19 protein-coding genes are annotated in these 26,113 nt (G+C 38.2%); 10 read left to right on the top strand and 9 right to left on the bottom strand.

Annotation, left to right across the window (positions count from 1 at the left end; all coding sequences use genetic code 11):
* The first annotated feature begins 70 nt into the window (after positions 1-70).
* Together uvrA and A9Y75_RS05610 are read left to right on the top strand one after the other, a co-directional pair.
* Complete coding sequence (gene uvrA / locus A9Y75_RS05615) at positions 71-3,013, top strand: excinuclease ABC subunit UvrA (RefSeq protein WP_071188537.1); 2,943 nt, start codon at positions 71-73, stop codon at positions 3,011-3,013.
* A gap of 211 nt (positions 3,014-3,224) precedes the next feature.
* On the top strand, positions 3,225-3,656 hold the full coding sequence (locus A9Y75_RS05610) for a DUF29 family protein (protein WP_071188536.1): 432 nt from the start codon (positions 3,225-3,227) through the stop codon (positions 3,654-3,656).
* A gap of 333 nt (positions 3,657-3,989) precedes the next feature.
* On the opposite strand, the gene A9Y75_RS05605 is transcribed toward A9Y75_RS05610, so the two are convergent.
* Entirely contained in the window at positions 3,990-4,418 is a 429-nt protein-coding gene (locus A9Y75_RS05605) for a DUF2358 domain-containing protein (protein ID WP_201788395.1), read from the bottom strand.
* A 132-nt stretch (positions 4,419-4,550) separates the two neighbouring features.
* Between A9Y75_RS05605 and A9Y75_RS05600 the strand changes: the two genes are divergently transcribed.
* Positions 4,551-5,432 (top strand): alpha/beta hydrolase, encoded by an 882-nt coding sequence (locus A9Y75_RS05600; protein WP_071188534.1) that lies wholly within the window; start codon positions 4,551-4,553, stop codon positions 5,430-5,432.
* A 294-nt stretch (positions 5,433-5,726) separates the two neighbouring features.
* On the top strand, positions 5,727-6,182 hold the full coding sequence (locus A9Y75_RS05595; RefSeq protein ID WP_071188533.1) for a pentapeptide repeat-containing protein: 456 nt from the start codon (positions 5,727-5,729) through the stop codon (positions 6,180-6,182).
* 227 nt (positions 6,183-6,409) lie between these two features.
* On the opposite strand, the gene metK is transcribed toward A9Y75_RS05595, so the two are convergent.
* Positions 6,410-7,684, bottom strand: a complete 1,275-nt coding sequence (metK, locus tag A9Y75_RS05590) for a methionine adenosyltransferase (RefSeq protein WP_071188532.1) — start codon at positions 7,682-7,684, stop codon at positions 6,410-6,412.
* Between the two features lie 281 nt (positions 7,685-7,965).
* Positions 7,966-8,970 carry a phosphoribulokinase gene (locus tag A9Y75_RS05585; protein WP_071188531.1) on the bottom strand — a complete coding sequence of 335 codons (1,005 nt, stop codon included), beginning with the start codon at positions 8,968-8,970 and terminating at the stop codon, positions 7,966-7,968.
* Positions 8,971-9,789: 819 nt separating this feature from the next.
* Here A9Y75_RS05585 and A9Y75_RS05580 point away from each other — a divergent pair.
* Entirely contained in the window at positions 9,790-11,148 is a 1,359-nt protein-coding gene (locus A9Y75_RS05580; protein WP_071188530.1) for a ferredoxin-NADP reductase, read from the top strand.
* Between the two features lie 117 nt (positions 11,149-11,265).
* Positions 11,266-12,555, top strand: coding sequence for a homoserine dehydrogenase (locus A9Y75_RS05575; protein ID WP_071188837.1), 1,290 nt, complete (start codon positions 11,266-11,268; stop codon positions 12,553-12,555).
* Between the two features lie 67 nt (positions 12,556-12,622).
* On the opposite strand, the gene A9Y75_RS05570 is transcribed toward A9Y75_RS05575, so the two are convergent.
* Complete coding sequence (locus A9Y75_RS05570) at positions 12,623-13,060, bottom strand: CAAD domain-containing protein (RefSeq protein WP_071188836.1); 438 nt, start codon at positions 13,058-13,060, stop codon at positions 12,623-12,625.
* Between the two features lie 898 nt (positions 13,061-13,958).
* Here A9Y75_RS05570 and A9Y75_RS05560 point away from each other — a divergent pair.
* Together A9Y75_RS05560 and A9Y75_RS05555 are read left to right on the top strand one after the other, a co-directional pair.
* A complete protein-coding gene (locus tag A9Y75_RS05560; RefSeq protein ID WP_071188835.1) occupies positions 13,959-15,683 on the top strand; it encodes an ATP-binding protein in 1,725 nt (574 codons plus the stop codon).
* A 336-nt stretch (positions 15,684-16,019) separates the two neighbouring features.
* Positions 16,020-17,141 (top strand): sugar transferase, encoded by a 1,122-nt coding sequence (locus A9Y75_RS05555; protein WP_236721332.1) that lies wholly within the window; start codon positions 16,020-16,022, stop codon positions 17,139-17,141.
* A 15-nt stretch (positions 17,142-17,156) separates the two neighbouring features.
* Here the strand turns inward: A9Y75_RS05555 and A9Y75_RS05550 are convergent, their stop codons facing one another.
* From A9Y75_RS05550 to A9Y75_RS05540, 3 genes are read right to left on the bottom strand one after another with little or no spacing between them, the layout of a single operon-like run.
* Positions 17,157-18,134, bottom strand: a complete 978-nt coding sequence (locus A9Y75_RS05550) for a glycosyltransferase family 2 protein (protein WP_071188528.1) — start codon at positions 18,132-18,134, stop codon at positions 17,157-17,159.
* Between the two features lie 25 nt (positions 18,135-18,159).
* The gene (locus A9Y75_RS05545) at positions 18,160-18,822 is read right to left on the bottom strand and encodes a TVP38/TMEM64 family protein (RefSeq protein WP_071188527.1); all 663 of its coding nucleotides are present in this window, start codon (positions 18,820-18,822) and stop codon (positions 18,160-18,162) included.
* Positions 18,823-18,850: 28 nt separating this feature from the next.
* Positions 18,851-20,815: a 4-amino-4-deoxy-L-arabinose transferase gene (locus tag A9Y75_RS05540; RefSeq protein ID WP_071188526.1), complete on the bottom strand. Its 1,965-nt coding sequence runs from the start codon at positions 20,813-20,815 to the stop codon at positions 18,851-18,853.
* Positions 20,816-20,973: 158 nt separating this feature from the next.
* On the opposite strand from A9Y75_RS05540, the gene A9Y75_RS05535 reads away from it, so the two are divergent.
* Together A9Y75_RS05535 and pcrA are read left to right on the top strand one after the other, a co-directional pair.
* Positions 20,974-22,536, top strand: a complete 1,563-nt coding sequence (locus A9Y75_RS05535) for a glycosyltransferase family 39 protein (protein ID WP_236721331.1) — start codon at positions 20,974-20,976, stop codon at positions 22,534-22,536.
* A gap of 271 nt (positions 22,537-22,807) precedes the next feature.
* Positions 22,808-25,138, top strand: a complete 2,331-nt coding sequence (gene pcrA / locus A9Y75_RS05530; RefSeq protein WP_071188524.1) for a DNA helicase PcrA — start codon at positions 22,808-22,810, stop codon at positions 25,136-25,138.
* Positions 25,139-25,194: 56 nt separating this feature from the next.
* Here the strand turns inward: pcrA and A9Y75_RS05525 are convergent, their stop codons facing one another.
* Complete coding sequence (locus A9Y75_RS05525) at positions 25,195-25,596, bottom strand: transcriptional regulator (protein WP_071188523.1); 402 nt, start codon at positions 25,594-25,596, stop codon at positions 25,195-25,197.
* Between the two features lie 122 nt (positions 25,597-25,718).
* Entirely contained in the window at positions 25,719-26,006 is a 288-nt protein-coding gene (locus A9Y75_RS05520) for a type II toxin-antitoxin system HigB family toxin (protein WP_071188522.1), read from the bottom strand.
* Positions 26,007-26,113: the final 107 nt, after the last annotated feature.

The raw sequence follows: 26,113 nt of genomic DNA, 5'->3' as shown, positions 1-26,113 counted from the left end.
AGCATATCTTGAATAAAAATAGTATTATGAAGAACTGTTTCACTGTGCAACATTCCTTCAGCCTGTCAATATGTCAGAAAACCTAGCAGCATCTTTAAACGGTAGTCTTCCATATCCCCAAACCAGCCAGAATACTATTCGCATTCGCGGTGCTAGGCAGCATAATCTGAAAAATATTGATTTGGAGTTGCCACGCGATCGCTTGATTGTCTTTACTGGCGTTTCTGGTTCGGGTAAATCTTCTTTGGCCTTTGATACCATTTTCGCGGAAGGGCAGCGGCGTTATGTGGAATCTCTCAGCGCCTATGCCAGGCAATTTTTGGGTCAGTTGGATAAACCGGACGTGGAAGCAATTGAAGGTTTAAGTCCGGCAATTTCCATTGACCAAAAATCAACTTCCCATAATCCTCGTTCTACTGTGGGGACGGTGACGGAAATTTATGATTATCTGCGATTGTTGTTTGGTCGGGCTGGTGAACCTCATTGTCCGCTGTGCGATCGCTGTATTGCTCCCCAAACCATTGACCAGATGTGCGATCGCATTATGGAATTGAGCGATCGCACCCGTTTTCAAATTCTCGCTCCTGTCGTCCGGGGTAAAAAGGGGACTCACCGCAAACTTTTATCGGGTTTATCGTCCCAAGGATTTACGCGCGTGAGGGTAAATGGAGAGGTGCGAGAGCTATCAGATTCTATCGAATTAGATAAAAATATCACACATACTATAGAACTGGTTATTGACCGTTTAGTTAAAAAAGCTGGAATTCAAGAGCGTTTGGTCGATTCTCTTTCTACCTGTCTTAAGCAATCTCACGGTATTGCTGTAATTGAGGTATTAAATGACACATCTGATAGGGCAGCGCTGGAGCGGTCTGATAGTAAGTATATAGCAACCCCAGGAGAAAATCAAGGTATTTCAGAACAAGAATCATCTGTAGAAATGGTGTTTTCAGAAAACTTTGCTTGTCCAGAACATGGTGCGGTAATGGAAGAATTATCACCACGTTTGTTTTCTTTTAATTCACCTTATGGTGCTTGTCCCCATTGTCACGGTATCGGCACCTTAAAAAGATTTTCCCAGGAATTGGTAGTACCTAACCCAGATGCGCCGATGTATGCGGCAATTGCCCCTTGGTCAGAAAAAGAAAACTCCTATTATTTAGAGTTGCTTTATAGTTTGGGACAGACTTATGGGTTTGAGTTACAGACACAATGGGGTAAGTTGACACCGGAACAGCAAAAAATTGTCTTGTATGGGGAAGAAGACAAAAAAACCCCAGAAGGGAAAAAGCAAATTTTTAAAGGTGTAATTCCCATATTGCAACGCCAATATGAAGGCGGAACCGAATTAGTTAAACAGAAGTTGGAAGAATATTTAATTGACCAACCTTGTGAAGTATGTGGAGGAAAAAGATTAAAACCGGAAGCCTTAGCGGTGAAGTTAGGACAATATGGAATTTTAGATTTTACTAGCGTTTCCATTCGGGAATGTCGGGAAAGAGTAGAAAATTTAAAATTGAGTCCGAGACAAACGCAAATTGCTGATTTAGTTCTCAGAGAAGTTAAAGCTCGATTACAATTTTTATTAGATGTCGGCTTAGATTATCTCACCTTAGATCGTCCCGCCATGACATTATCAGGTGGAGAAGCGCAACGCATTCGTCTAGCTACACAAATCGGTTCCGGACTAACAGGAGTTCTTTACGTTTTAGATGAACCCAGCATAGGTTTACATCAAAGAGATAACGGCAGATTGCTGAAAACCTTAACCAAATTACGCGATTTAGGAAATACATTAATAGTCGTTGAACATGACGAAGAAACTATTCGCGCAGCCAACTATATAGTTGATATCGGTCCCGGTGCCGGAATTCATGGGGGAAATATTATTTCTCAAGGAAGTTTAGAGAACTTACTCAATGCCGAAGAGTCTTTAACCGGTGCTTACCTATCAGGAAGAAGAGTTATAAATACCCCAGCCCAAAGAAGGGAAGGAAACGGACGCACTTTAACTATTAGAAATGCTCGTCGCAACAACTTACAAAATATCGATGTCGAAATTCCCTTGGGGAAACTTGTCTCTGTTACAGGTGTTTCTGGTTCGGGAAAATCTACCTTAATTAACGAATTACTTTATCCAGCTTTACAACATCATTTACTGAAAAAAGCTCCTTTACCCAAAGATATCGATGAAATTAAGGGTTTAAACTCCGTTGATAAAGCGATCGTTATCGACCAATCACCCATTGGCAGAACTCCCCGTTCTAACCCCGCAACTTATACAGGGGTTTTCGATATTATCCGCGATGTCTTTTCCCAAACTATCGAAGCCAAAACCAGAGGTTATAAACCTGGACAATTTTCTTTCAACGTTAAAGGTGGACGTTGTGAAGCTTGTAGCGGACAAGGTGTGAATGTCATTGAAATGAACTTTCTCCCTGACGTTTACGTGCAGTGTGAAATTTGTAAAGGTGCGAGATATAACCGGGAAACCTTACAAGTGAAATATAAGGATAAATCAATTTCTGATGTTCTCAACATGACGGTTGAAGAAGCATTAGAATTTTGTCAAAATATTCCCAAAGCAGTGACGAGATTACAAACTTTAGTTGATGTCGGTTTAGGTTATGTACAGTTAGGACAACCAGCTACAACATTATCTGGTGGAGAAGCGCAACGGGTGAAATTAGCAACAGAATTATCTCGACGTGCCACAGGAAAGACTTTGTATTTAATAGATGAACCAACCACAGGTTTATCTTTTTATGATGTCCACAAATTATTAGATGTTTTACAAAGATTGGTGGATAAAGGAAATTCGATTTTAGTAATTGAACATAATTTAGATGTGATTCGTTGTTCTGATTGGGTAATAGATTTGGGGCCAGAAGGTGGAGATAAAGGAGGAGAAATAATCGCAGTAGGAACGCCGGAAGATGTGGCGAAGAATCAGCGATCTTATACTGGGCAGTATTTACAGCAGGTGTTGAAGCAATATCCGGCTGTTGTCTGAATCAGGATGTCCAGGATTTAAGGATGTACAGGATGTAAATAAACATTACTCAAAAACTCTTCCTCTGTGTTGTCTGTGCCTCTGTGGTTCGTTATTCTTTAAATTGTGATTTCGCGCAAAGACGCAGAGGAGCAAAGGAAGAAAAAAGTTAGATTATAATGTAAATGTTGATGTATGAGAGGTTGTGTAAAAACAGGAGTCATCCAAGACTATGGAAGAATTATTAATCTTAAAAGAATTATTACATGATGGTAAAATTCCTGAAGCTTTAGAATTGGTGGAAGAGTTGGAGGAAATGAGTAAGTCGGATAAGTTAAATAAGATTTTTAGTTATGGAATGATTGTTTTATTGCACTTGATTAAACAAGCGGCTGAAAAACGTTCTACTAGATCTTGGGAAACTTCTATTTTTAATTCTGTTAAACAAATTCAACGCACTAATCAACGACCGAAGGGTAAGGGTTATTATTTAACGGAAGATGAGTTATTGGAAACTTTGCAAGATGCTTATGAGTCGGCTTTAAGAAAAGCGGCTTTGGAGGCTTTTGAAGGCAGGTATGCAGCAGATGAGTTGGGGAATTTGGTAAACCAGGATGAAGTGATTCGGGAAGCGATGAATATGATTTTGGGAGGAGAGAATTAAATTCAATAAGTTGTCTGAATCAGGATTTACAGGATTTAATGATTTACAAAATGATCTCGTTCCCAGTCTCCAGACTGGGAATGCCGTCTTAGAGGTTCTACCTCCTGTATTTTAGAGGCAGAGCCTCTAGATATGCATTCCCACGCAGAGCATGGGAACGAGTGAAACCCAAAAGCTTGGGTTTTGTCAAGTATTTCTTGAAAGTCGGTTTATTGCAATTTATTTAAGATCGGTGTGCCTCTTCTCTCTTCCTTCGCGCTCTTTGCTTCGCAACGCTACCGCGAACGCGTCTTTGCGGTTCAATCACTACCCACCCTCAACACCAACGCGAAATCACTCTCCCTTCCTAAAAAACTGCTTTAAAATCTCCCCAGGTTCCCTATCCCAAGAATCAATATGCTCATAAATCAAACCCTCATTGTTCAACTTATAAGTCGAATACCCATTAAAAAACAACCGCGCTTTCCAAGGAACCCGCAAAACCCCGCGTACAGTCCACTTCGCTAAAATTGTATCTTCCGCAGACTGAGAAACATCATGTAAATCAAAAGCAATTTCCGTAAAAAATAACTGCGCGTGAAACCGCAAAGTCCAAAAAATAATCCGATAATTAAACTTACCCTTAAATTTATTTACAGGATCACGAAAAAAGATATCCTGTGTATAGATATCATAAGAAATATCTGACTCAAACAATGTGGGTAAATCCTGTTTGAGAATTGCAATTATCCTTTCAATTTGTAATTTAACCACTGATTCTATACCTTAAGAATTTTCTAAACACGACGGATTTATACTTTACTCATTTACACCATAACTTTTAATAGATGTTTTTCTAAAAAATACTCTGTATAATCACTTTGACTAACAATTTCAGTAATTTAGTTAAATTCTATGTCTATAATCGAAAATTCTTGGACACACGCCTATATAACCACCAACGAAATCCAACTGCACTACGTTACTCAAGGGGAAGGACCCTTAATGTTAATGCTACATGGTTTTCCTGAATTTTGGTATTCTTGGCGACATCAAATTCCCGAATTTTCTCAAAATTATCAAGTTGTTGCTGTTGATTTACGTGGCTATAACGACAGCGATAAACCCCAAGCAAAATCAGCTTATGTCATGGATGAATTTGTCAAAGACATTGAGGGAGTAGTTCGGGGATTAGGATACGAAAGTTGTATTTTAGTGGCTCACGATTGGGGTGGTGCGATCGCTTGGAATTTTGCCTACACTCACCCAGATATGGTAGAAAAATTAATTATACTCAACCTCCCCCATCCCGCCAAATTTGCCCAAGGCTTAAGTACTCCCCAGCAACTATTACGCAGCTACTACATTTTCTTATTTCAATTCCCGTTGATTCCCGAACTACTCCTCCAAGCCTCAGACTACGAAGCCATAGCCAAAGCTCTTCAAGGTACAGCTTTCAATAAAAATGCCTTCACAACAGCAGATATTGAAGCTTATAAAGATGCTGCTGCTAAACGTGGCGCACTCACAGCTATGTTGAACTATTATCGCAACCTGTTTTCTCAGCTAAAACCAAATACAAATTGGAGTATTCTCGAAGTTCCCACTTTGATGATTTGGGGAGAACATGACACCGCACTGGGTAAAGAACTCACCTATGGAACAGAAGAATATGTTAGGAATTTACAAATCAAATATATTCCTAATTCTGGTCATTGGGTGCAGCAAGAACAGCCAGAATTAGTGACAGAGTATATGCAAGAATTTCTGCTGCCAAAAAATAGTCCTAACTCTTAAATAAAAAAGTTTTTTCATAGGATAAAATACTTATTTACTACTCAGGCTAAACTATGCTATGTAAATCAACTTAAAAATATTTAACACTAAATTTAATAGAAGCAATTTACCCAAAATTAGGAATTAAACATAGCTCAAACCTAAGCCCAATCATAGTTTTAGCCTGAATAGCCAATTTGTGAAACATCACATCTAGCTTGTAAAGTAAATCAGCATTCTTCAGGCATTTAGTGAGATAATGGAATTGTGAGGGAAAGAACGGATGCTACTCCATACCAGAAGGGGGAAAAAATTATGAAACGCCAGCTATTAGCAGTTATAGCCTTAGTCGCTCCCCTATTTTTAGCTAACTCAGTTCAAGCTGGGAATACGCAAGATTTACAGAAGCTATTGTCCACTGGGGAATGCACCAAGTGCAATTTATCAAGAGTAAACCTCAGCGGCGCTCATTTAATTGGTGCAGATTTACGAGGAGCAAATCTCCAAGGAGCTAATTTGACAGATGCTAACCTTGAAGGTGCTGACCTCACTGGAGCAAATTTAGCCGGTGCAAATTTAACATCAGCTTTTGTCACTAACGTGAATTTGAAGCAAGCTAATCTCAATGGTGCAAATCTCACCAGTGCGACTATTAACGATTCCAACGTATATCAAGCATCAATGAATAACCTCACAATCACTGATGCTGAAATATATAACACTGGCATCGGTATTGGTGGTGAAGACGCTGTAGTTCCTGACTGGGATTAGCAGTTAATAGTTATCAGTTTCATCACAGGGTTTAAATTCTGCCACAGATTGAAAACTCAATCATATTTTCAAAGTTTTGCTTTTTGGTAATTAGCTGCTAAAACAGTAATCATCACTACTAAAAAAACCTCTGCTTGATAGTTACAAAAGCAGAGGTTTTCTAATATTAAGGGTGATGAAGATGAGGTCAGAGATTCAAATTACCCATCACCTCAAGCCACCACATTTTAAATCAACGCCTGAGCAACAACTTCGGAAAGTAACTTATTAGCGGCTTGCTTCAATAAATCCACCTTGTCAGTACGTTCCCAAGGTAAATCTAAATCACTACGTCCCAAGTGACCGTAAGCTGCGATGTCCTGATAAAAACGTCCGCCTCTTTCACTTGGTAAGTTGCGTAAATTGAAAGCATGAATAATTCCCGCTGGACGCAGTTCAAAGTACTCTTTGACTAATTCCAACAAGATGTCATCATCCACTTTACCCGTACCAAAGGTATCCACAAAAATGCTGACCGGTCGCGCTACACCAATGGCGTAACTTAACTGGACTTCACATTTTTCTGCTAACCCAGCAGCCACAATATTTTTCGCCGCATAGCGAGCAGCATAAGCAGCCGAACGGTCTACCTTTGTGGGATCTTTACCAGAAAAAGCACCACCACCATGTCGTGAATAACCACCATAGGTATCGACAATGATTTTTCGTCCAGTCAGACCAGAATCACCTTGAGGTCCACCTATGACAAATTTACCTGTAGGGTTAACTAGAAAACGTGTATCCTGATCTGGCTTAACGTCAATATCACCAAACACAGGTTCCACAACTGCTGACCACAAGTCTTCTTTAATCTTGGCTTGTACCCCTGCCTCATCCGTAATATCCCCAATATTAGGTGTATGCTGGGTAGAAATCAAGATTGTGTCTATACCTACAGGTCGTCCATCTTCATAGACTACGGTAACTTGGGTTTTTCCGTCAGGACGCAGGTATGGTAAATCACCTGTTTTTCTCACTGCTGCCAATCTCCGGGCAATGCGGTGAGCTAAACTAATAGGCAAGGGCATCAATTCTGGTGTTTCGTTGCAAGCAAAACCAAACATGATACCTTGATCACCAGCGCCGATTTTATCGAATAGTTCTTCACTATCCTCAGTGCGGGTTTCTTGAGCAGTATTTACACCTTGAGCAATATCAGGAGACTGTTCATCTAAAGCTACCAAGACACTGGCGCTATTAGCAGAAAAGCCGTTGACTGCATCAGTGTAGCCAATTTCCGCAATCTTCTTCCGGGCTAAATTCACAAAATTGACATTGGCTTTGGTAGTAATTTCTCCAGTAATTAGTACTAAGCCTGTATTAACAACTACTTCAGCCGCAACCCGGCTACAGGGGTCTTGTGTGAGTAAAGAGTCAAGAATAGTATCCGAAATTTGATCACAGATTTTATCTGGATGGCCTTCGGTGACTGACTCGGAGGTAAATAGATAGCGTCGAGACAAAGGAAATTCCTCCTTGACTAATTTTGCTTACTGACTAAAGAAAGAGTATTTTAGTTCAGTTAGTAATTTATGAAATAATAACAATATTTACACACTTACTGATAAAACTGCGCTGTTCCTCTGCAAACTCATGCTATCGTTTTCGCTTAATTACTTGTCAAAAAAACTTTCCGCGCGATTTCCTAATTATAAGTCTTTAACCCAACACGATATGAGGTTACGCAAAAAAAGGGGGTACACCCATAGATGTCCCCCTTTTGTATTCACAAACACAGCTTGCTTTAGACTTGAACCGCTAACTTTGCTGGTTTAGCTGTCAATCGCTCATAAGCAGCACGCATTTTCAAACCTGTCAGCACTTGGAACAAACCAGTACCGTTGTTGGAACCAGGATATTCGCGGTGTTGGAGTAACAAGTGCGTCATCTCACCTTGGTATGTGGTGGATGTATTGCTCAAATGAGTTTCGATGTAAATTACTTCTTCTAAATTGTCAAATTGACCGTCTACTTCTAACACAGATACATAACGGCCGTAGTAAACATCAGAACCGTAGTATAGTTGCATTCCAGGGTAAGAACAAGTCAGTTTTCGTCCGCAGGGAGTCCACTGAATTGTTGAACCTTGATCAAACAGATAGGTTGGCTCAAAGCCTTCCTTACCTTCCCGTTGCAGCATCCGTACTCGTAAAACTTTCCGCTCGGTGTCGTTTTTGATCAAGTTTGTCGGCAGTACTTGCAAAACCACATCGGCAAATTCTCTTTGTGGTTCGATAAACTTTTCAAAGTCCGGTTTACGAGAGTTAATTTGTGCGAGAACATCTTCGTAGCGATGGCCTCGTTCTGCCATATCGCGTTGAATCTTCCAGGCAATTTTCACTTCATCGCTGATGTCAAAATAGACGCTGAAGTCGAGCAGCGATCGGACGCGCTCATCATATAGAGGATGTAACCCCTCAACTACTATGATGTGGTTTGGCGAAATCAATTCTGGAGGATCGATCATGCCGGTTTCGTGGTTGTAAATCGGCTTCTCAATCGCTTGACCTTCTTTGAGCGCTTTTATTTGCTCATACATGAGGTCAAAATTGTTCGCCCTGGGGTCAAGTGCAGTTATCCCCGTTTCTTTGCGTTGTTTACGATCCAGGCAATGATAGTCATCCAAACAGATAACTGTCATGAAATCTTCACCAAATAAATCGATCAACCGACGCAAAAACGTAGATTTACCGCACCCGGAGTCTCCTGCTACTCCTATCAGTACCACGCGTTCCGGCTTACTTGTCATAAATCTCCTCTAAATACTAAAAAAGATGTGTCAATCAATATTTTTTTTTCACACAGCAGATTTTTTTGAATCCAGGAGTTTACCCCAATGGTGTGATCCTGCGTTCTTGCTATCCAGCACGGAAATAGCATACCAGACTAGTAAGCAACACAGTTATCTTTGTTACTTGTTAAACTATCCTGATATCTTGGCTGGTAAGTATTTAATCCTAGTGATATATTAGATTTTAACAGAAAGATGCATTTTGTAACAAGATTTGCTGTCAGGAATAATATTTTAGTGTACCAATCAAATTTTTTATTTTTGGAGTTGGTTATAGCTCTAAATTTAGATGCTATGCTAATGTTGTCAATAAGTAATAATACTTAGAATTTGGACAGAAGTAGAATTTCTAACTTGTTGAGGTGTGGGCATCTACTTATGGGATTGCTCCCCGATCTTGCTCCAATCAACCTACGGATAGAGGTTGACATATTTTTCACATCACGTAAAACTTGTTATATTGGTTGGTCATAACATCTGTTGTTGCAGTGAGCTAACTTCCTCACAGAAGCATATAGTTCACGAAAAAAAGATTAAATTGATTCACTATTAACATTCTGTGCCAGACATATCCTCTACTTTAGAAGGTGAACAGGTGTGTTCTTTACCATACCTATATGTCTTGGCCGAGTGTACTTAGCAAGGCATCATTTAATGATGCCGTTTTCCCAGACGGCCAGTTTTGTGCAACGAAAATCCGGTAAACTAAAGCTGGCATAGGATGGGAATGATTTTTTTTTGATAAACGGTTAAGTAAATATCGGAGTGGTAGAACGAATGTACAATCAAGGTGCTGTTGAGGGTGCTGCCAGTATAGAATCAGGTAGCCGCGTCTTCGTTTACGAAGTGGTTGGTTTGCGTCAGAACGAAGAAACTGATCAAACGGACTACCCAATTCGTAAAAGTGGCAGTGTGTTCATCAGAGTGCCTTACAACCGCATGAATCAAGAAATGCGACGGATCACTCGGCTAGGCGGCAAAATTGTTAGTATTCAACCTATAACAGTTCTGGAGCCAGTTAATGGTAAAGCTGCTGTGGAAATTACTAACAGCGAAGTCAGCGAGTTAGTTACACCAGTGAGCGCTAACAGCGAAGTCAGCGAGTTAGTCACACCAGTGAATGCTAACAGTGAGGAAAATGGTAAAGCCACACCTGTGAATAGTAATGGTGAAGTCAAAGGCTTCGCTAAATCACCTGCTAAGGAAAAAAAAGGCAACACCATGACTCAAGGGAAAGCCAAACACGCTGATGTTCCTGTAAATACTTACCGTCCTAACGCTCCGTTTATTGGTAAGTGTATCTCTAATGAACCGTTAGTTAAAGAAGGCGGGATTGGTATTGTTCAGCACCTAAAGTTTGACCTTTCTGCTGGCAATTTGAAATATATCGAAGGTCAAAGTATTGGTATTATCCCCCCAGGTGTTGACAAAAACGGTAAGCCTGAAAAACTCAGACTTTACTCGATTGCTTCAACTCGTCATGGCGATGATGTAGATGATAAGACAATATCACTATGTGTTCGTCAATTAGAATACAAACACCCAGAAAGTGGCGAAACAATCTACGGTGTTTGTTCTACTTATCTGACTCAGCTTAAATCAGGTGATGATGTAAAAATCACAGGGCCTGTAGGCAAAGAAATGTTATTACCTGAAGATCCTGAAGCTAATGTCATCATGTTAGCAACAGGAACAGGTATCGCTCCGATGCGGGCTTATCTGTGGCGGATGTTTAAGGATAATGAAAGAGCAGCTAACCCAGAATACCAATTTAAGGGATTCTCTTGGTTGTTGTTTGGAGTACCCACATCTCCCAACATTCTTTACAAGGAAGAACTGGAAGAAATGCAACAAAAGTATCCAGAAAACTTCCGCCTCACCTATGCTATCAGCCGGGAACAAAAAAACCCTGAAGGTGGCAGAATGTACATCCAAGACCGTGTAGCAGAACACGCTGATGAACTGTGGCAATTGATTAAAAATGAAAAGACCCACACTTACATCTGCGGTTTACGCGGTATGGAAGATGGTATTGATGCAGCTTTGACTACTGCTGCTGCTAAGGAAGGTGTGACTTGGAGTAGTTACCAAAAGGATCTCAAGAAGGCACACCGCTGGCACGTAGAAACATACTAATTTGGTCATTGGTCATTGGTCATTGGTCATTAGTTCCGAGTTTTAAACTCTAAGTTTGTAGGTAGGGTGATGCCCCGCCTACAATTGTTTTGTATATATAGTTTGGGTGCAAAATCTGTGGGTGTAAAACTAGGAATATTAGGTTTAGGGACTGTGGGAACGGGTACTGTACAACTGTTGCAAGATACAGCAGGTCGTCACCCACTATTAAAAGAGATTGAAGTATATCGGGTGGGAGTGCGATCGCTTGATCAACCCCGTCAAGTACAATTGTCTACAGGAGTATTAACAACTGATTTAGAAGCAATTGTCAATGATCCAGACATAGATATAATTGTTGAAGTTATGGGGGGATTGGAACCAGCAAGAACACTTATCCTCACCGCTATTAAAAATGGTAAGCACGTAGTCACAGCCAATAAAGCCGCAATCTCCCGTTTTGGCGCAGAAATATTTACCGCAGCCAATAAAGCTGGGGTATATGTGATGCTAGAAGCCGCCGTTGGTGGAGGTATTCCCGTAATTCAACCGCTCAAGCAATCTTTAAGTGTCAACCGCATTCATGGTATCACTGGTATTGTCAACGGCACAACTAACTACATCCTCACCAGGATGCAAACAGAGGGTAGCGACTTTAATGATGTTTTAGCTGATGCTCAACGCTTGGGTTATGCTGAAGCTGACCCCACAGCTGATATTGATGGCTTAGATGCCGCAGATAAAATTGCTATCTTGGCATCTTTAGGCTTTGATGGCCGCATCAACTTACAAGATGTTTATTGTGAAGGAATCCGTCAAGTCAGCAAGACAGATATTAGCTACGCTGCCAAATTGGGATTTGTGATTAAATTATTAGCAATTGCCAAACATCAAACTAGTGATAACTCTCAGCTATCAGTCAGAGTTCATCCTACCCTAGTGCCGCAAACTCATCCTTTAGCTAGTATTAACGGTGTTTATAACGCCATTCTCGTCGAAGGAGAACCTATTGGCCAGGTGATGTTTTTTGGGCCGGGTGCAGGTGCAGGTGCTACAGCTAGTGCTGTCTGTTCTGATATCTTGAATCTGGTCGCCACGCTGAAAACTAATACCCCCAAATCCAATCCCCTGTTAGCCTGTAGACATGAAAATTACCTGCAAATTACGCCAATTTCTGAACTTGTAACTCGATTTTATGCTCGATTCTTAACAAAAGACCAACCAAGTGTGATTGGTAAATTAGGTACTTGCTTTGGTAAATATGGCGTAAGCTTAGAGTCAGTTGTCCAAACTGGTTTTCAGGAACAACTCGCAGAGATTGTGGTTGTTACCCACGATGTCAAAGAAGGAGACTTTAGGCAAGCTTTAGCTGAAATTCAAGCTCTGGAAGCAATAGATAGTATTCCTAGCATCTTAAGAGTGCTGTAATATAATCAACCCCCTTGCGGGGGTTTTAAAAATTCAAAATACAGTGCAATTTTGAATTGGGAATTGGTTAAGATTCTGAAGTTTCTTGGCCAACAACTTGTGATTTGAGAGTAGTAATTTCACTAGTTAACTCTTGCCGAGTTGAAGCTTTGAGTAAATAGCGATATACAAACCAGGCAGAATAACCAATACCAATCAACTCAAAGGTAGGTGCTACCAAAGGAATATCATTGAGAGAATCTAGAACAGCCAATAGTACCTTAACTGCCACAATTGTCGTGATCAATAATCCCAGCGTAACTACAGGCTGCTTGTATTGATTAAAGAAATTGCCTATATAGTCAGGTAATGTGCCTAAAAAGCCAGAAACTTGTTGTCCATATTTCAGCCATTGCTCTTGAGACTGTACAGGGGGCTGTAGTTTGGTAATACTTCCTGTTTGGCTGTTGATATCTGGGATTGTTGTTTCTTTTGGCTTGGTTTCTGTGTATTCCGGTTCTTGCATTTTCACTTCCATAATTTTGACAGTTGAGTTTTTTATCCGCACAATTCCAACCATAAGGTTGTTGAGTAGGTAATTGATCCTAGCATCAGCATGATTGGGTTGAGCTTACAAAGGGATTTTAGTATCCCATAACCATAATTGCCCCATTACCTCCACTGCATCAACTACAGGGTAGAAAGCCAGTATGAGGATAGAAGTCAAAAGGTAACAGGATGTATTAACATCAGATTTCTGAGTTTGGTTTTGTAAATTAACTGGAATTCTCAGGTTGTGATGATCCCATGTCATGTAATTTGCTCATCGAAGCATAAATCATGCAAAAATCAGTCTACCTCTCACTCATACCAGTCTAAACGCTGATTTTATCTGATATTAAAGCTATCTTCAGCCGCATTCGTCAATTAACTTTTTCATATTGATACTAATATGTAACAATTTGATTGTCTGTTCATAGAGACTAGACATAAAGTCACTTTTATGATATTTAATGCATTTTAGCTAAAAAAATTTGTTCAACACCATAGTAGGAAACTCTTAACAAAGTTGAAAGTCTTTCTGTGTATGAGTTGTATGAGTAGAGTATGACAATTAAGCGATTCGGCAACCCCTCGATCAATTCCCCCTAAGTAAATTTCCAGTATAAGCCTATACTATATAAGATAGACAAATGATTTAGTCCTGTTATCAAAGAAAATAAAGTTAATCTTCTTGAGATTAGCAATGATGATAAAGGCTAGACTTGATTGGTGAGATTTTTGGATTGATTAACTCTGATCTTGCACCATCATCTTATTGCTAAAATTCCCACCCAAAAACCTGATAATTTCGTAAGGTGAGTAATGCTCACTCTACTTTATTGATAATAGTGCAAGAAGATGTGAGTAAAGAGATTGCAAGGATGCCAGATCAAAAGCCCACCCTTGTGGACAAAAGTTTACAAAGCAAAAAAGTGTCAACTGAAGAGCCAAAAACAGATGAATTACCGACTATAGAATTTCCCTCCCGTGGGAAACTCAAAGCCAGTTCTTGGCGCATCCATCAAAAAATTGGTTATGGATACTTTGTGGCTATTGGTATTGGCTTTTTTGGCTCCCTGACGGGATTGGTACTGGCCAATTATTATCGGGGAAGAGAAGTCAGACAATTTAATCAAGCCAATGAGCAAGGACAATTACTAAATAATTATAAAAATGCGGTAGTTGGGGCGCAATTGCATAGCTCTAGCTTAGTAGCTGTGTTGGAAGATACACAAAAACTACGTAAGAAAAAAGCTGCATTTCTCTATTCTGTTTCTCAAGCTCAGAAATTAGAGCAAAACATTGCCGGCTATATAAACAGTAAGCCTCAGACATTAGCCGCAACCAGTGCAACTTTAGAGAATTTATTGCAGGATTACTCAATTAATTTAAAATCCTATATTAATCAAATTGATGTTGTTTTGCAGCAACTTGACGCTCAAGAGGGAAAGCCACAACAAGTTACCTCAGCGCGAGAGCAGTTACTGAAAATTATGCGTGGTGAAACAGCCATGCAGCTAGAGAGTTTGTCAGAAAAATTGACTAATATTCTCGGCACTGCTCAAATGCAAGCGCAGGAGCGACAGAGAGATGTAGAGCAAGCGAGATTTGTGGAGAGATTAATTGTTATCGTCAGTATGCTGGTATCAGTGGCTATAGCTGCTGTTGTGGCATGGCGTACTAGTCGAGCGATCGCAGAACCTGTAATTACTGTAACTCAAGTAGCTGAACAGGTGGCTAGAAAATCTAATTTTGATTTACGCGCTCCTATCACCACTGATGATGAAATTGGCTTACTTGCTAAATCTCTAAATCGCTTAATTGAGAGAGTATCTGAGCGAACCAAACAACTAGAACAAGCAAAAGAATTAGCGGAAGCTGCAAGTAAAGCCAAAAGCCAATTTCTGGCAAATGTCAGCCATGAGTTACGTACACCGCTCAATGCAGTTATTGGTTTAAGTCAATTGTTACAAGATGACGCTGATGATCTTGGTGTATCTCCAGACTTTATCGCTGATTTAGAAACTATTAATTCGGCTGGGAGACATTTACTAGAATTAATTAACGATATCCTCGACTTGTCAAAAATTGAAGCGGGGAAAATGACTCTTTACCCAGAGACATTTGAAATCATAACTTTGATTCACAACGTTGTTCACACAGTTAAACCAGCTATCGAAAAAAATGGTAACACTTTAGTCATCGATTGCGATGAACCACTAGGGATGATGTACGCTGATCAGACAAGGATGCGACAGGTATTATTAAACTTACTCAGTAATGCTGCCAAGTTTACAACTAACGGTAAAGTCACACTGACGGTTAAGAATGAAAAAACAAACCTGCTGACAGAAACTTCTTTAAATGTGATTAGTTTTACTGTCACTGATACAGGTATTGGACTGTCACCCAGTCAAGAGCAGCAGTTGTTTCAACCCTTCATACAAGGGGATACCTCAACTACGAAAAAATATGGTGGTACTGGCTTAGGATTAGCAATTAGCCGTCATTTTTGCCAGATGATGGGGGGTGAAATTATTGTCAAGAGTCAGCTTGGTGTTGGTTCTACTTTTACTATTCGTCTACCCTTGACAGTTCAAGAATAAGCAGAGCAACAACAAGGGTTTGGGGAAAAAGTAGTGGAGGCTATGACATCAAAGTGGTTTCAGGGTTTCAAGATGCGATCGCAGCAAAGGGAAGAGCTTTAATAATTAACTATAGCAATAAAATTTTATACTTAAGTTTCGCAACACCCATTTTTTCTTGGGTTTGCCATATCTAGACAAAGAACTGGTTTGGTGATATATTTGTTACATATAGTAAGCACTATTCTCCGATTTTAAAACCAGCTTTTCTGGAAAGGTTTTTCTTGTCTGCTGAGGTATTTTTTAGACATAATTATTACCAAAATAAACATTAATTAAAATAACACCCTGAAAATGATGAATATAGATGAAATTAATAATAAAAATAAGAATGTAATTTCTAGCATCAACCAAGACCAAAAACTGCCAGTTTTATTAGAAGAAATATCACTGCCTCAGCAATTACCACCCATTGTTCTCCTCGCCTTTACCCGTCCCGATCTTCTCGAACAATTTCTTCCAGCTATAGCTCAACAAACTTTGCGTCCATCGCAGATTTTGGCTTTTATTGATGGACCACGCAATGAAAAAGATCAGCCTCTCATTGCAGAGTGCATGACATTATTAACCGAATTTTCTCAGACTATTCCTGTTAAAATTATTAACCAGCAACATAATTTAGGTTGTGATGCACACGCTATCTATGCAATCACAGAGGCTTTATCCTATTATCCTGCTATTATTTACTTAGAAGACGATACTATTCCCAATCCTTATTTTTACGATAGGATGTGTCGGCTATTAGAAGCTTATCGTCACTGTCCTCAAGTATTTTCAATCACAGCCTACGCCAATTTTCCCAGTGAAATACGGGAAATGATCACAGCAGATTTTATGGTATCAAGACGAGTATTTGCTTTGGGTTTAGCAACATGGGCAGATCGTTGGCAAAATTTAAATCTTGCTAATCATCCCCAAGGTTATAACCCTTTCGGTCATTTCTATCAGATTCCTGCAACCAAACAAACAAAATATACAATTACTAATCAATTTTATATAGAAACAGAAAACAAACAAGATTGGGTGATTACCCTAACTTTAGCGGCTTTACATCAGGGATATATACATATAACACCAATGGTATCTTTGGTACATAATATCGGATTCGGACATCCCGAAGCTAAAACATACAATACAGGTACAGAACCTAGTTGGGCAAATGCCCATAGCGACCGATCTGCCTGTCCGAATACATTACCTTCTAGTTTGGAATTGATCAAGCCTCTAGCAGATTATTTTGATGGAGTTGAGGTAGCCAGACACTTAGAAAGTGTTCAAGGTTTATGGCTTTCTCCATCAGGTCTGTGGTATTTATTAGGTAAATACAGTGATTGGCACAGTCGAAGCGCTTTTTTGAAACTTTTCTTTTCTCGAATACTTGTTTTAATTAGGCGTTGGCGTTCTGGAAAACAAATTTGAAGAATAAGGTAATTCTTATTCTGCGACACTCACCTGTTGTTGAGTCTCCTGATGTTGATCATTAAAACCTGCTACTTCTGAGAGCGTATAAAGAGGTCTTTGTTTAACTTCTTCATAAATACGCCCGATATACTCACCTAAGATCCCAATACTAATTAGTTGCACTGCACCTAAGAAGAAGATCGCTATCAGGATAATAGTGACTCCAGTCAAAGGGGAATGGGGGATAAAAATTCGCCAGTACAAAACCAGAAGACACATAAATAGTGAAACCAGAGCAGCGAACAATCCTAAATAAGTCGAGAGCCGCAGCGGTACTTTGGAGAAAGAAACTAACCCGTTAATTGCCAGTGCTAAGGATTTGCGAAATGTATATTTAACATCACCTGCAAAACGGGGATCTCTTTCAAAACGGATAGCTGTTTGATTGAAACCTACCCATGATCGTAATCCCCGAATGTAGCGGTTTCTTTCTGGCATAGCATTGAGTATATCGACAACTTTGCGATCTAATAGGCAAAAATCTCCGGTATCGGTAGGAATATCCACATCTGCAAGACTTTTCAAAAGACGATAAAAAGTATAAGCCGTAAAGCGTTTAAACCAACCTTCTTGTCGGCGTTTTGTCCGTTGAGCGTAGATAATTTGATATCCCTGCTGCCATAGTTCTACCATTTCCGGAATCAACTCTGGTGGATCTTGTAAATCGGCATCTAAGATGACAACTACCTGTCCACGAACAAAATTTAAACCTGCTGTTACAGCAATTTGATGGCCAAAATTCCGTGCCAGACTCAAGTAAACTACACGCGGATCTTTTTGGTGTAATTCGCGCATCATTTGTAGAGAGCGATCGCGGCTACCATCATTAATCAAACATAATTCTACTGAACTATCCATCTGATCCATCACCAGGGAAATGCGACGATACATTTCGTAAATGTTTTCTTCTTCGTTGTAGATCGGGACGAGAAAAGAATATTTAGGTAGCATACTTGAGCTATACATTATATATTAACTAACGTTTTTTACGAGATGGAAAAGAGCGACGACGACGATACCAAGTAGAACCGCCAACGAGCATTCCAATCAATGCCAAAGCACTAACTAATGGCAAAACATCGCCAGTACGGATAGCCTTTAACCCGGAACTACCCAACATGACAAAGGGCAAGATTCCTGGTACTGTTCCCAAAGTTGTACCAATCAGGTAATCTTTGAAACTGATTGATGTCAAACCCGCTGCAAAATTTACTAATCCATAGGGCATAATTGGCATCAGACGAATAGCAAACATATAAAATATTCCTCCTTGCTGGACTTCGGCATCTATAGCCTGCCAACGTCCTGCTAGTCGCTGAGAAACCATTTCACGTCCTATTGTTCTTGCAAAGAAAAAGGCGGCAATCGCGGCAATAATCGCCCCAATACTTGTCCAAAATGTCCCCATCCAAGGCCCAAAAATTGCTCCCCCAGTGAGATTTAATGCTGTTGAAGGCAAAATTAAAATTGTTGCCACCACATAGATAAATATATAAATAACAGGGGCCCATATTCCTGCCGTTTTTAACCAAAACTGAATTAGATTTGGATCAATTCCCCCCAAAAAATATCCTACTATTCCAGTAGCTATCAAACATACAACCATCAGTAAGGCAAAACCAGTTTTCCAATTTAGCATAAATAAAGATTCCTAGTCTTCAACAAACCTACTGAGGCATGAGAATAGTAATTGGTTTTAATGACCATTTTTCTACATATTTTGTATTTTCAAAATTCAGCGTTGTTAATGGATGCTCTTTGTCTCTTCTCACCGCAATAATGGCACAAGGTTTAAAATCTTTATAAGGATACATTTCTGGTCTTAGGGCATAAAAATTATCGGGATTTAAAATATGCTTAAATTTATATACTCGATTTTGATTTTCATTTAATAAAATCCAAAAAGGATATTCCCAATAACTACCATCAGGTACTTTCTCAGATCCTAAAGATAATCCTATATCAGTACAGCTTGTAGTTTTTATGAAATTGGTAGCATCAAAATAAGGTTTGATCAAATGAGTCCGTTGGTTAAAATATATTTCATTTCTAGTAATGTTAAAAATGTTTTTTTCTGCGGCAATGGGTCGAATTTTATTAAGAAATAAGAATTGCATAGATGTTACTAAAAGAATCACCGCTATTATTGTAATAATATGGCGATTCCATATTTGACAAAAAACCAGACCAACAAAAGCTGAAAACAAGACAAAAATAGTTAAATGATGCCGACTTTGATATAGTTGGAATTTGAGCATCCAACAAATAAGTAAGAAGCTAAAAATTAAACATAAAATATAAATCATTACCTCTCTATTATTTCTAAGTTTTTTATAGCAAATAAAAATACCTATAGCTAAGAAAATAAGTAATAAATGTAAGGGGTTTCCAGCTACATTTTCATCAAAAGAAAGACCAGGAACACCAGTATATGAGTTGGGAGGGTGTGTTATCCGAGGGTCATTTATATCTACACCTAAAAAACCATGAATTATAGTAATTAATTTGGCAACTTTGCCGATAGTTGGCTCAATAATACCTTGCAGTCCTAAATGTCTAACTATATCAGCATGAAGAGACAGATTTCTGATAATATTGGAAATCCAAGTAGGTATGCTGTATATTTCTGGTTTATAGTCTATAGAATATTCTGCTGCTGAGATAGGGCTTCCATATAAACTAAAATTACGTAAATAATGACTAACGTTCAAGCTCAAGAAAATTACACTAATAATAGAGATTGGTTTCCACATTTTCCAGCGCATCTGATTGACATACCAGAGAAAAAACCAAACCATAAAAGGAAAAGCATAGATATAACCAGAACTTTTGGTAAAAACAGCCAGTCCACAACTAGCACCGATACCTAGAGTTAAGTTTATGGGCGGATTTCTATAGGGTAAAGTTAATAAAATATAATGGGCTAAACAAACTACCCAAAAACAAACTGCATAATCATTTTGAGTGCTAGAAGCTTGAAGAATACCCATCGGTAATGTAGCGCAGAAAACACTAGCCAAAATTTGCCCACGTCGATCTGCTCCCATCTGGTTCGCAATTAATGATACACCAATTATACTAGCAATCATGCTGAAAGCTTGTATTAAATTGGCGAATCTATCCCCACCACTGAGAATTTTTAAATGTAAAATTGCTAACTCTGCAAAAGGTGGATGAACTAACTGGGCTGAGTAATAGGTAGGATAGTGAGCAAGGTGGCGATTTTGTATCCAATGAACTACCCGCGCCATGTGATAAGTCATAGAGTCCCAGTTATTGGGCGGGGCAACAATAGCAATTAAACTGACAGTGGCAATAATAAAAGTTACTCCAACTAATAAAACCAGAGTGACAGGAGTTATTTTGGGAATTTGGGGGAGATAGAGTCTTCTCTTTCCTGTTTTAATTAGTCGATAATAAATCCACCCCAAGGTCATATTAGTTAGCAACCAGAGGGCTAATATCCAGCCAAATGTGATTATTTGGAACAAACTCAAGAATTCAGTAAAAAATGTGACTAATACTCCCCAGACAACTCCCGCTGATAACACAGAACTGCGCCAATCTCGTTCAGAATTGTGAAAAACCAGAAAAATCAGCACCAAGGATGTAAAAAGCAATCCAGCCAGCATTCAATAACCTCACACTGACACAGTTATTAAGAAGACAATAATATTATAGTTTTTGTTACACTGATCTTAGAATAATTATGGTAGTAATTATTCTTATAGTAGTATAATACTTGTATTCGCTTATTTGCAACATATTTTTTACGGTGTTCCAAATGATATTGCAGAAACGCTTGCGTATTAACCTTTTTTTAGATATTGCCACAATTTCCATCGTAGCTATGTTTTTATACTTCTATATGCCGTATAAAGAAGTAATAGGTTTTAATACTGATGAAGGGCTTGAATTAATCAAAACATTCTTATTTCAAAAAGGCTATCCTCTTTACCAATCAATTTGGAGTGATCAACCTCCTTTTTATACTTACTTACTCAGTATATGGACTGATGTATTCGGTAAATCTATAGCTAGAGCAAGGGAATTAACCTTGCTATTTTCTCTGATATTACTCTTTACATTCAAAAGAATTATTTTTATATATTTTGGACAATTAACTTCAATATTAGCTGTCTTTATTTTATTATTTTCCAAAGATTTTATTAAGCTTTCTAGTTCTGTAATGCAGGGAATTCCCTCTCTTTCCCTAGGAGTTTTGAGTCTTTATTTATTGATTAGATTTATAAATAAAAATTCTGGTCAAAAAATAAATTTAATAATTTCAGGATTTTTGTTAGGATTAGCAATTCAAATAAAGTTTTGGGTATTGATATTAATTCCCGTGGCTATAGTCACTATATTCGTTGAAAAAGACGAATTTATCAACTTATTTAAAATTCAGAAAATCAAAAAAAATTTTTTTAATGTCGTCATTTGGTTATTAGGATTATTAACATCTATAGGTTTAGTAGTTTGGTCTGCGCGTCCATTTCCGTTTAAACAATTGTTCATGCCTCACTTTCAAGAAAAAATTTATGAAAACTTAGATATTCCAACAATGTTTAAATTTGCCTATGGGCTTGACAGAATTATATTTATCTTGGCTTTTGTTAGCTTGTTTTTAGCTCTATTTTTTGAGGTAAGTGATTTTAGAAAAATCTTTATTCCTATAATCTGGTTGTTGTCTGATTTTATATTATTTTGGAATCATCGTCCAATTTGGTCTCATTATTATCCAATGTTTTCCATTCCTATAGTCTGGCTTTCATGTTACTCTTTTTGGTGGGGATGGAAAAGTCTAAGAGTAAGACTTAATTGGTCAACTATATCAATATTTTTAGGATGGAAAGAGAACAATTCATTTCCATTAGCGAAAATTTATCAAATCAAGATTTTACAAATTATTATATCTGCAACTATAGTTTTTCTATCAATATTTACAACATACAGAAAATTTAACTATTATTCTACTAATCTTAATCACTGGAAAACCTGGAAAACAGCTGAACCACAGTGGAATCAATTAATCTCATCAGTTCTCAGATATAAAGATAGAAGCAACTGGATTTACACTGATAATTCTTTGGTTGCTATTCATACAAATTTGCTGATACCCCCAGAAGTTGCTGTAATCACTAAAAAAAGATTTGGCAAATCAGATAATTATAAACAAACACTACTTGAAGTTATGAAAATTTATAAACCAGAACAAGTTATCTTGATGAACTATTTTCATCGAGATTTGAGATCCGATCCTCAAATTACCAGCTATTTAAATACCTATTATAAACCAGTAATTTATAACTCTGAAATTCATCACTATATCTTAAAAAATATTGAATACTAAATAGCATACACGTGTTTTTTTAGTATTTTTTTCTTTCTAACTCTAACAACATCTGTCCTGCAAACTATCTGACTTGCTTATCTGGGTGATTATTTATTTCAATTACTCAAAATCGCTGTATGCAACTTCCGTTTGCGTCCTTTGCAGTAACCTGTGACACGCTCATCGGTCTACGTTTTTTTGATAATAAAAGCGTAAGTCCTCAATGAGTAAGTTTCATATACTCCCAGCGATCGCTACAATTGGTAGATGTAATGTCTTTCACACATTCATGACCACAATAATTGACTTCCTTAGCCATCTCAACCCCAGTCAACGTCAAGCCGTCGAACACTACTGCGGACCATTATTAGTGGTAGCTGGTGCTGGTTCCGGTAAAACCCGGGCGCTGACTTATCGGATTGCGAATTTGATTCTCAAACACCGCGTCAATCCTGAAAATATCCTGGCCGTGACTTTCACCAACAAAGCCGCACGGGAAATGAAGGATAGAATTCAAAGGCTATTTGCGGAACAATTAGCAATTAGCCAACAGGGTAAAAAGTTGGATTTATTACCAGAATATGAACAAACCAAGTTAAAATCACAAGTTTACCGCACTTACATCAAAGATATGTGGTGTGGTACTTTTCATAGTTTATTTTCTCGCATTCTCCGGTTTGATATCGAAAAATACCAAGATGAAAAAGGCAGACGTTGGAATAAAAACTTTTCTATCTTTGATGAATCCGATGTGCAAAGTCTCATCAAAGAAATAGTGACTAAAGATTTAAATCTCGATAGTAAAAAGTTTGAACCTAAATCTGTACGTTACGCCATTAGTAACGCTAAAAACCAAGGCTTTTCACCCCAAGAATTTGAGCGGGAACAACCCAATTATCGCGGACGGGTAATCGCTGACGTTTACAATCGCTATCAAGATAAATTATCCCAAAATAACGCCCTTGATTTTGATGATTTAATCCTTGTTCCTACGAGATTATTTCAGCAAAATGAACAAGTATTAGGTTATTGGCATCGTAAATTCTGCCATGTCCTTGTGGATGAATATCAAGATACAAACCGCACTCAATACGATTTGATTCAGCTTTTAGTAACAAACGGTGAAGAACGTAAAAATGAATGGAATTGGCAAAATCGCTCTGTGTTTGTTGTGGGTGATGCTGACCAGTCAATTTACAGCTTTAGAATGGCAGATTTCACCATCTTGTTAGAGTTTCAAGAAAACTTTGGCGATGGTTTAGCAGATGACGATACCCGCTCAATGGTGAAGTTAGAAGAAAACTATCGCTCTTGTGAAAATATTCTCCAAGCTGCTAACGAACTGATTGAAAACAATACCCAACGGATTGATAAAATTCTTAAAGCTACAAGAGATACAGGTGAACAAATATATTGCCATAAAGCCGATGAAGAAATGGCAGAAGCTGCATTTGTTATTAATCAAATTCGGAATTTAGAACATCAAAATCCAGAATTGAATTGGGGTAGTTTTGCCATACTTTATCGTACCAATGCTCAATCTAGACCTTTTGAAGAATTATTAGTTAAATATCAAATTCCTTACACAGTTGTAGGAGGAATGAAATTTTATGACCGCAAAGAAATCAAAGATGTTGTCGCTTATTTAAGAGCAATTAATAATCCAGCGGATACAGTGAGTTTATTAAGAGTTATTAATACCCCTCGTCGCGGCATTGGTAAAGCTACTATTGATGCTTTGATGAATGCTTCCCAACAATTAGGTACAACTTTGTGGGAGATATTAAGTGATGAAACATCAGTAAATACCTTAGCTGGACGTTCTGCAAAATCTGTGAATAGCTTTGGTAAGTTGATTCAAAAATGGCAAGAACAAATTTCTAAAGTTCCCGTTACTGAGATTGTTCAAGGAGTATTAGAAGATTCTGGTTATGTCCAAGACTTGCTAAATCAAGGTACAGATGAAGCTAGTGATAGAGTAAAAAACGTTCAGGAACTTTACAATGCTGCACTGCAATTTCAAGAAGAAAATGAAGGTGAAGATATTTCCTTACAAGCCTTTTTACAAAGTGCAGCCCTGAGTTCTGATTTAGATAATTTAAAGGAAGGAAAAACAGTAGTTTCCTTAATGACATTACACGCTTCCAAAGGATTAGAATTTCCGGTAGTATTTTTAGTAGGTTTAGAACAGGGATTATTTCCTGGTTATCGTTCTCTACAAGATCCTTCATTATTGGAAGAAGAACGCCGTCTGTGTTACGTGGGTATCACTCGCGCTCAAGAACGGTTGTTTTTATCCCACGCGAGAGAACGACGTTTGTATGGTTCCAGAGAACCCGCAATGCGATCGCAATTTCTCGACGAATTACCGGAAGAATTATTAACTACTCAAAACAGAGTTAGCCGCTCTTTTACTAAAACTACATCTGCAAAAACTAGCAACCAAAACACTACAGGAAATTGGCAAGTAGGAGAGAGAGTATTACATAAATCCTTTGGAATTGGGGAAATAACCCACGTTTTTGGAGCAGGAAATAAGATATCTGTGGCGATTAAATTCGCTAGTTTGGGACAAAAAATTATTGACCCCAGAGTAGCACAATTACAAAGAGTGGAGTAGAGATTTTTGTATATTTTTTGGGGTTAAAGCCTTAACTAAGTTATTTCCCCATTTGCTTACAAAAACAAAGCAGGTGATACATGAAAAAACTCTCCCAATGCTTTGGCTTGATTTTTGCTAATACTTCTCTTACCGTTTATTACTTCTGAAGTAATACCTTTTGAGCCAAAAATCTCGACAATATCCTTTTGTTTGAGTTGTCTTGCTGACATTAGCTCATGTAATATATCTAGAGGAGTTGCGGCTTTTAGTTGATAGTGTTTATCTTCATACTGTTCAATTAGTGTTACTAGCAACTGTAAAACTTCAGCTTGTTCATCTGTCAAATTTTCCCCTAAATCCATAAGCTTATCTACTTCATTTAGTAGACGCTTATGCTCTATTTCTGTGTCAATTATACGTGGTACAGTTTCAGCCAGTAGCTTAATATATTCTTCCTTGTTTAGTGTAGTTGTCATATACAACCCCCTTTAGGGTAGAATGTTTTCACTAGGAACAAGGCAAAGCCATGTCCTAGATGTTTATGAGCTTCTCAGTAGTGTAATTGGACTATTGAGAAGCGAAATCCTCTAATTACTCGTCATTTTTTCCACTTTTCTTGATTATATTCACTATGAGTTAATACATCTTCAATCTTAATAGTCTTGACTTTATAGGTAATTTTAGTAATTAACCGAAACTTATTTCCTCCTATATTAAAGACTGTGTAGCCTTCTACGAAATCTGCGTGTGGATAGACTTCTCTTACATCTATAATGTGTTTCCATTCTACCTGTTGAGCAGTCTGAAGCCATACATTAAGACTAATTTCAGAATCTGGATGAATCTTACTAAATTCAGATAGGTTTTCGATGCCAATTACTTTCATAATTTATTAGTAATTTCAATTTTTTTACTTCAAACATATTTGCAACGTCCTTATTTGTGTAACCCAATGTTCTCATAAAGAGAACTAAATGTCAATCCTCTGTACAG

Source organism: Trichormus sp. NMC-1, from assembly GCF_001858025.1.
GTDB lineage: Bacteria > Cyanobacteriota > Cyanobacteriia > Cyanobacteriales > Nostocaceae > Anabaena.
Note: the sequence above shows the minus strand (reverse complement) of the source record. Positions and strands in the feature narration are given on the sequence as shown.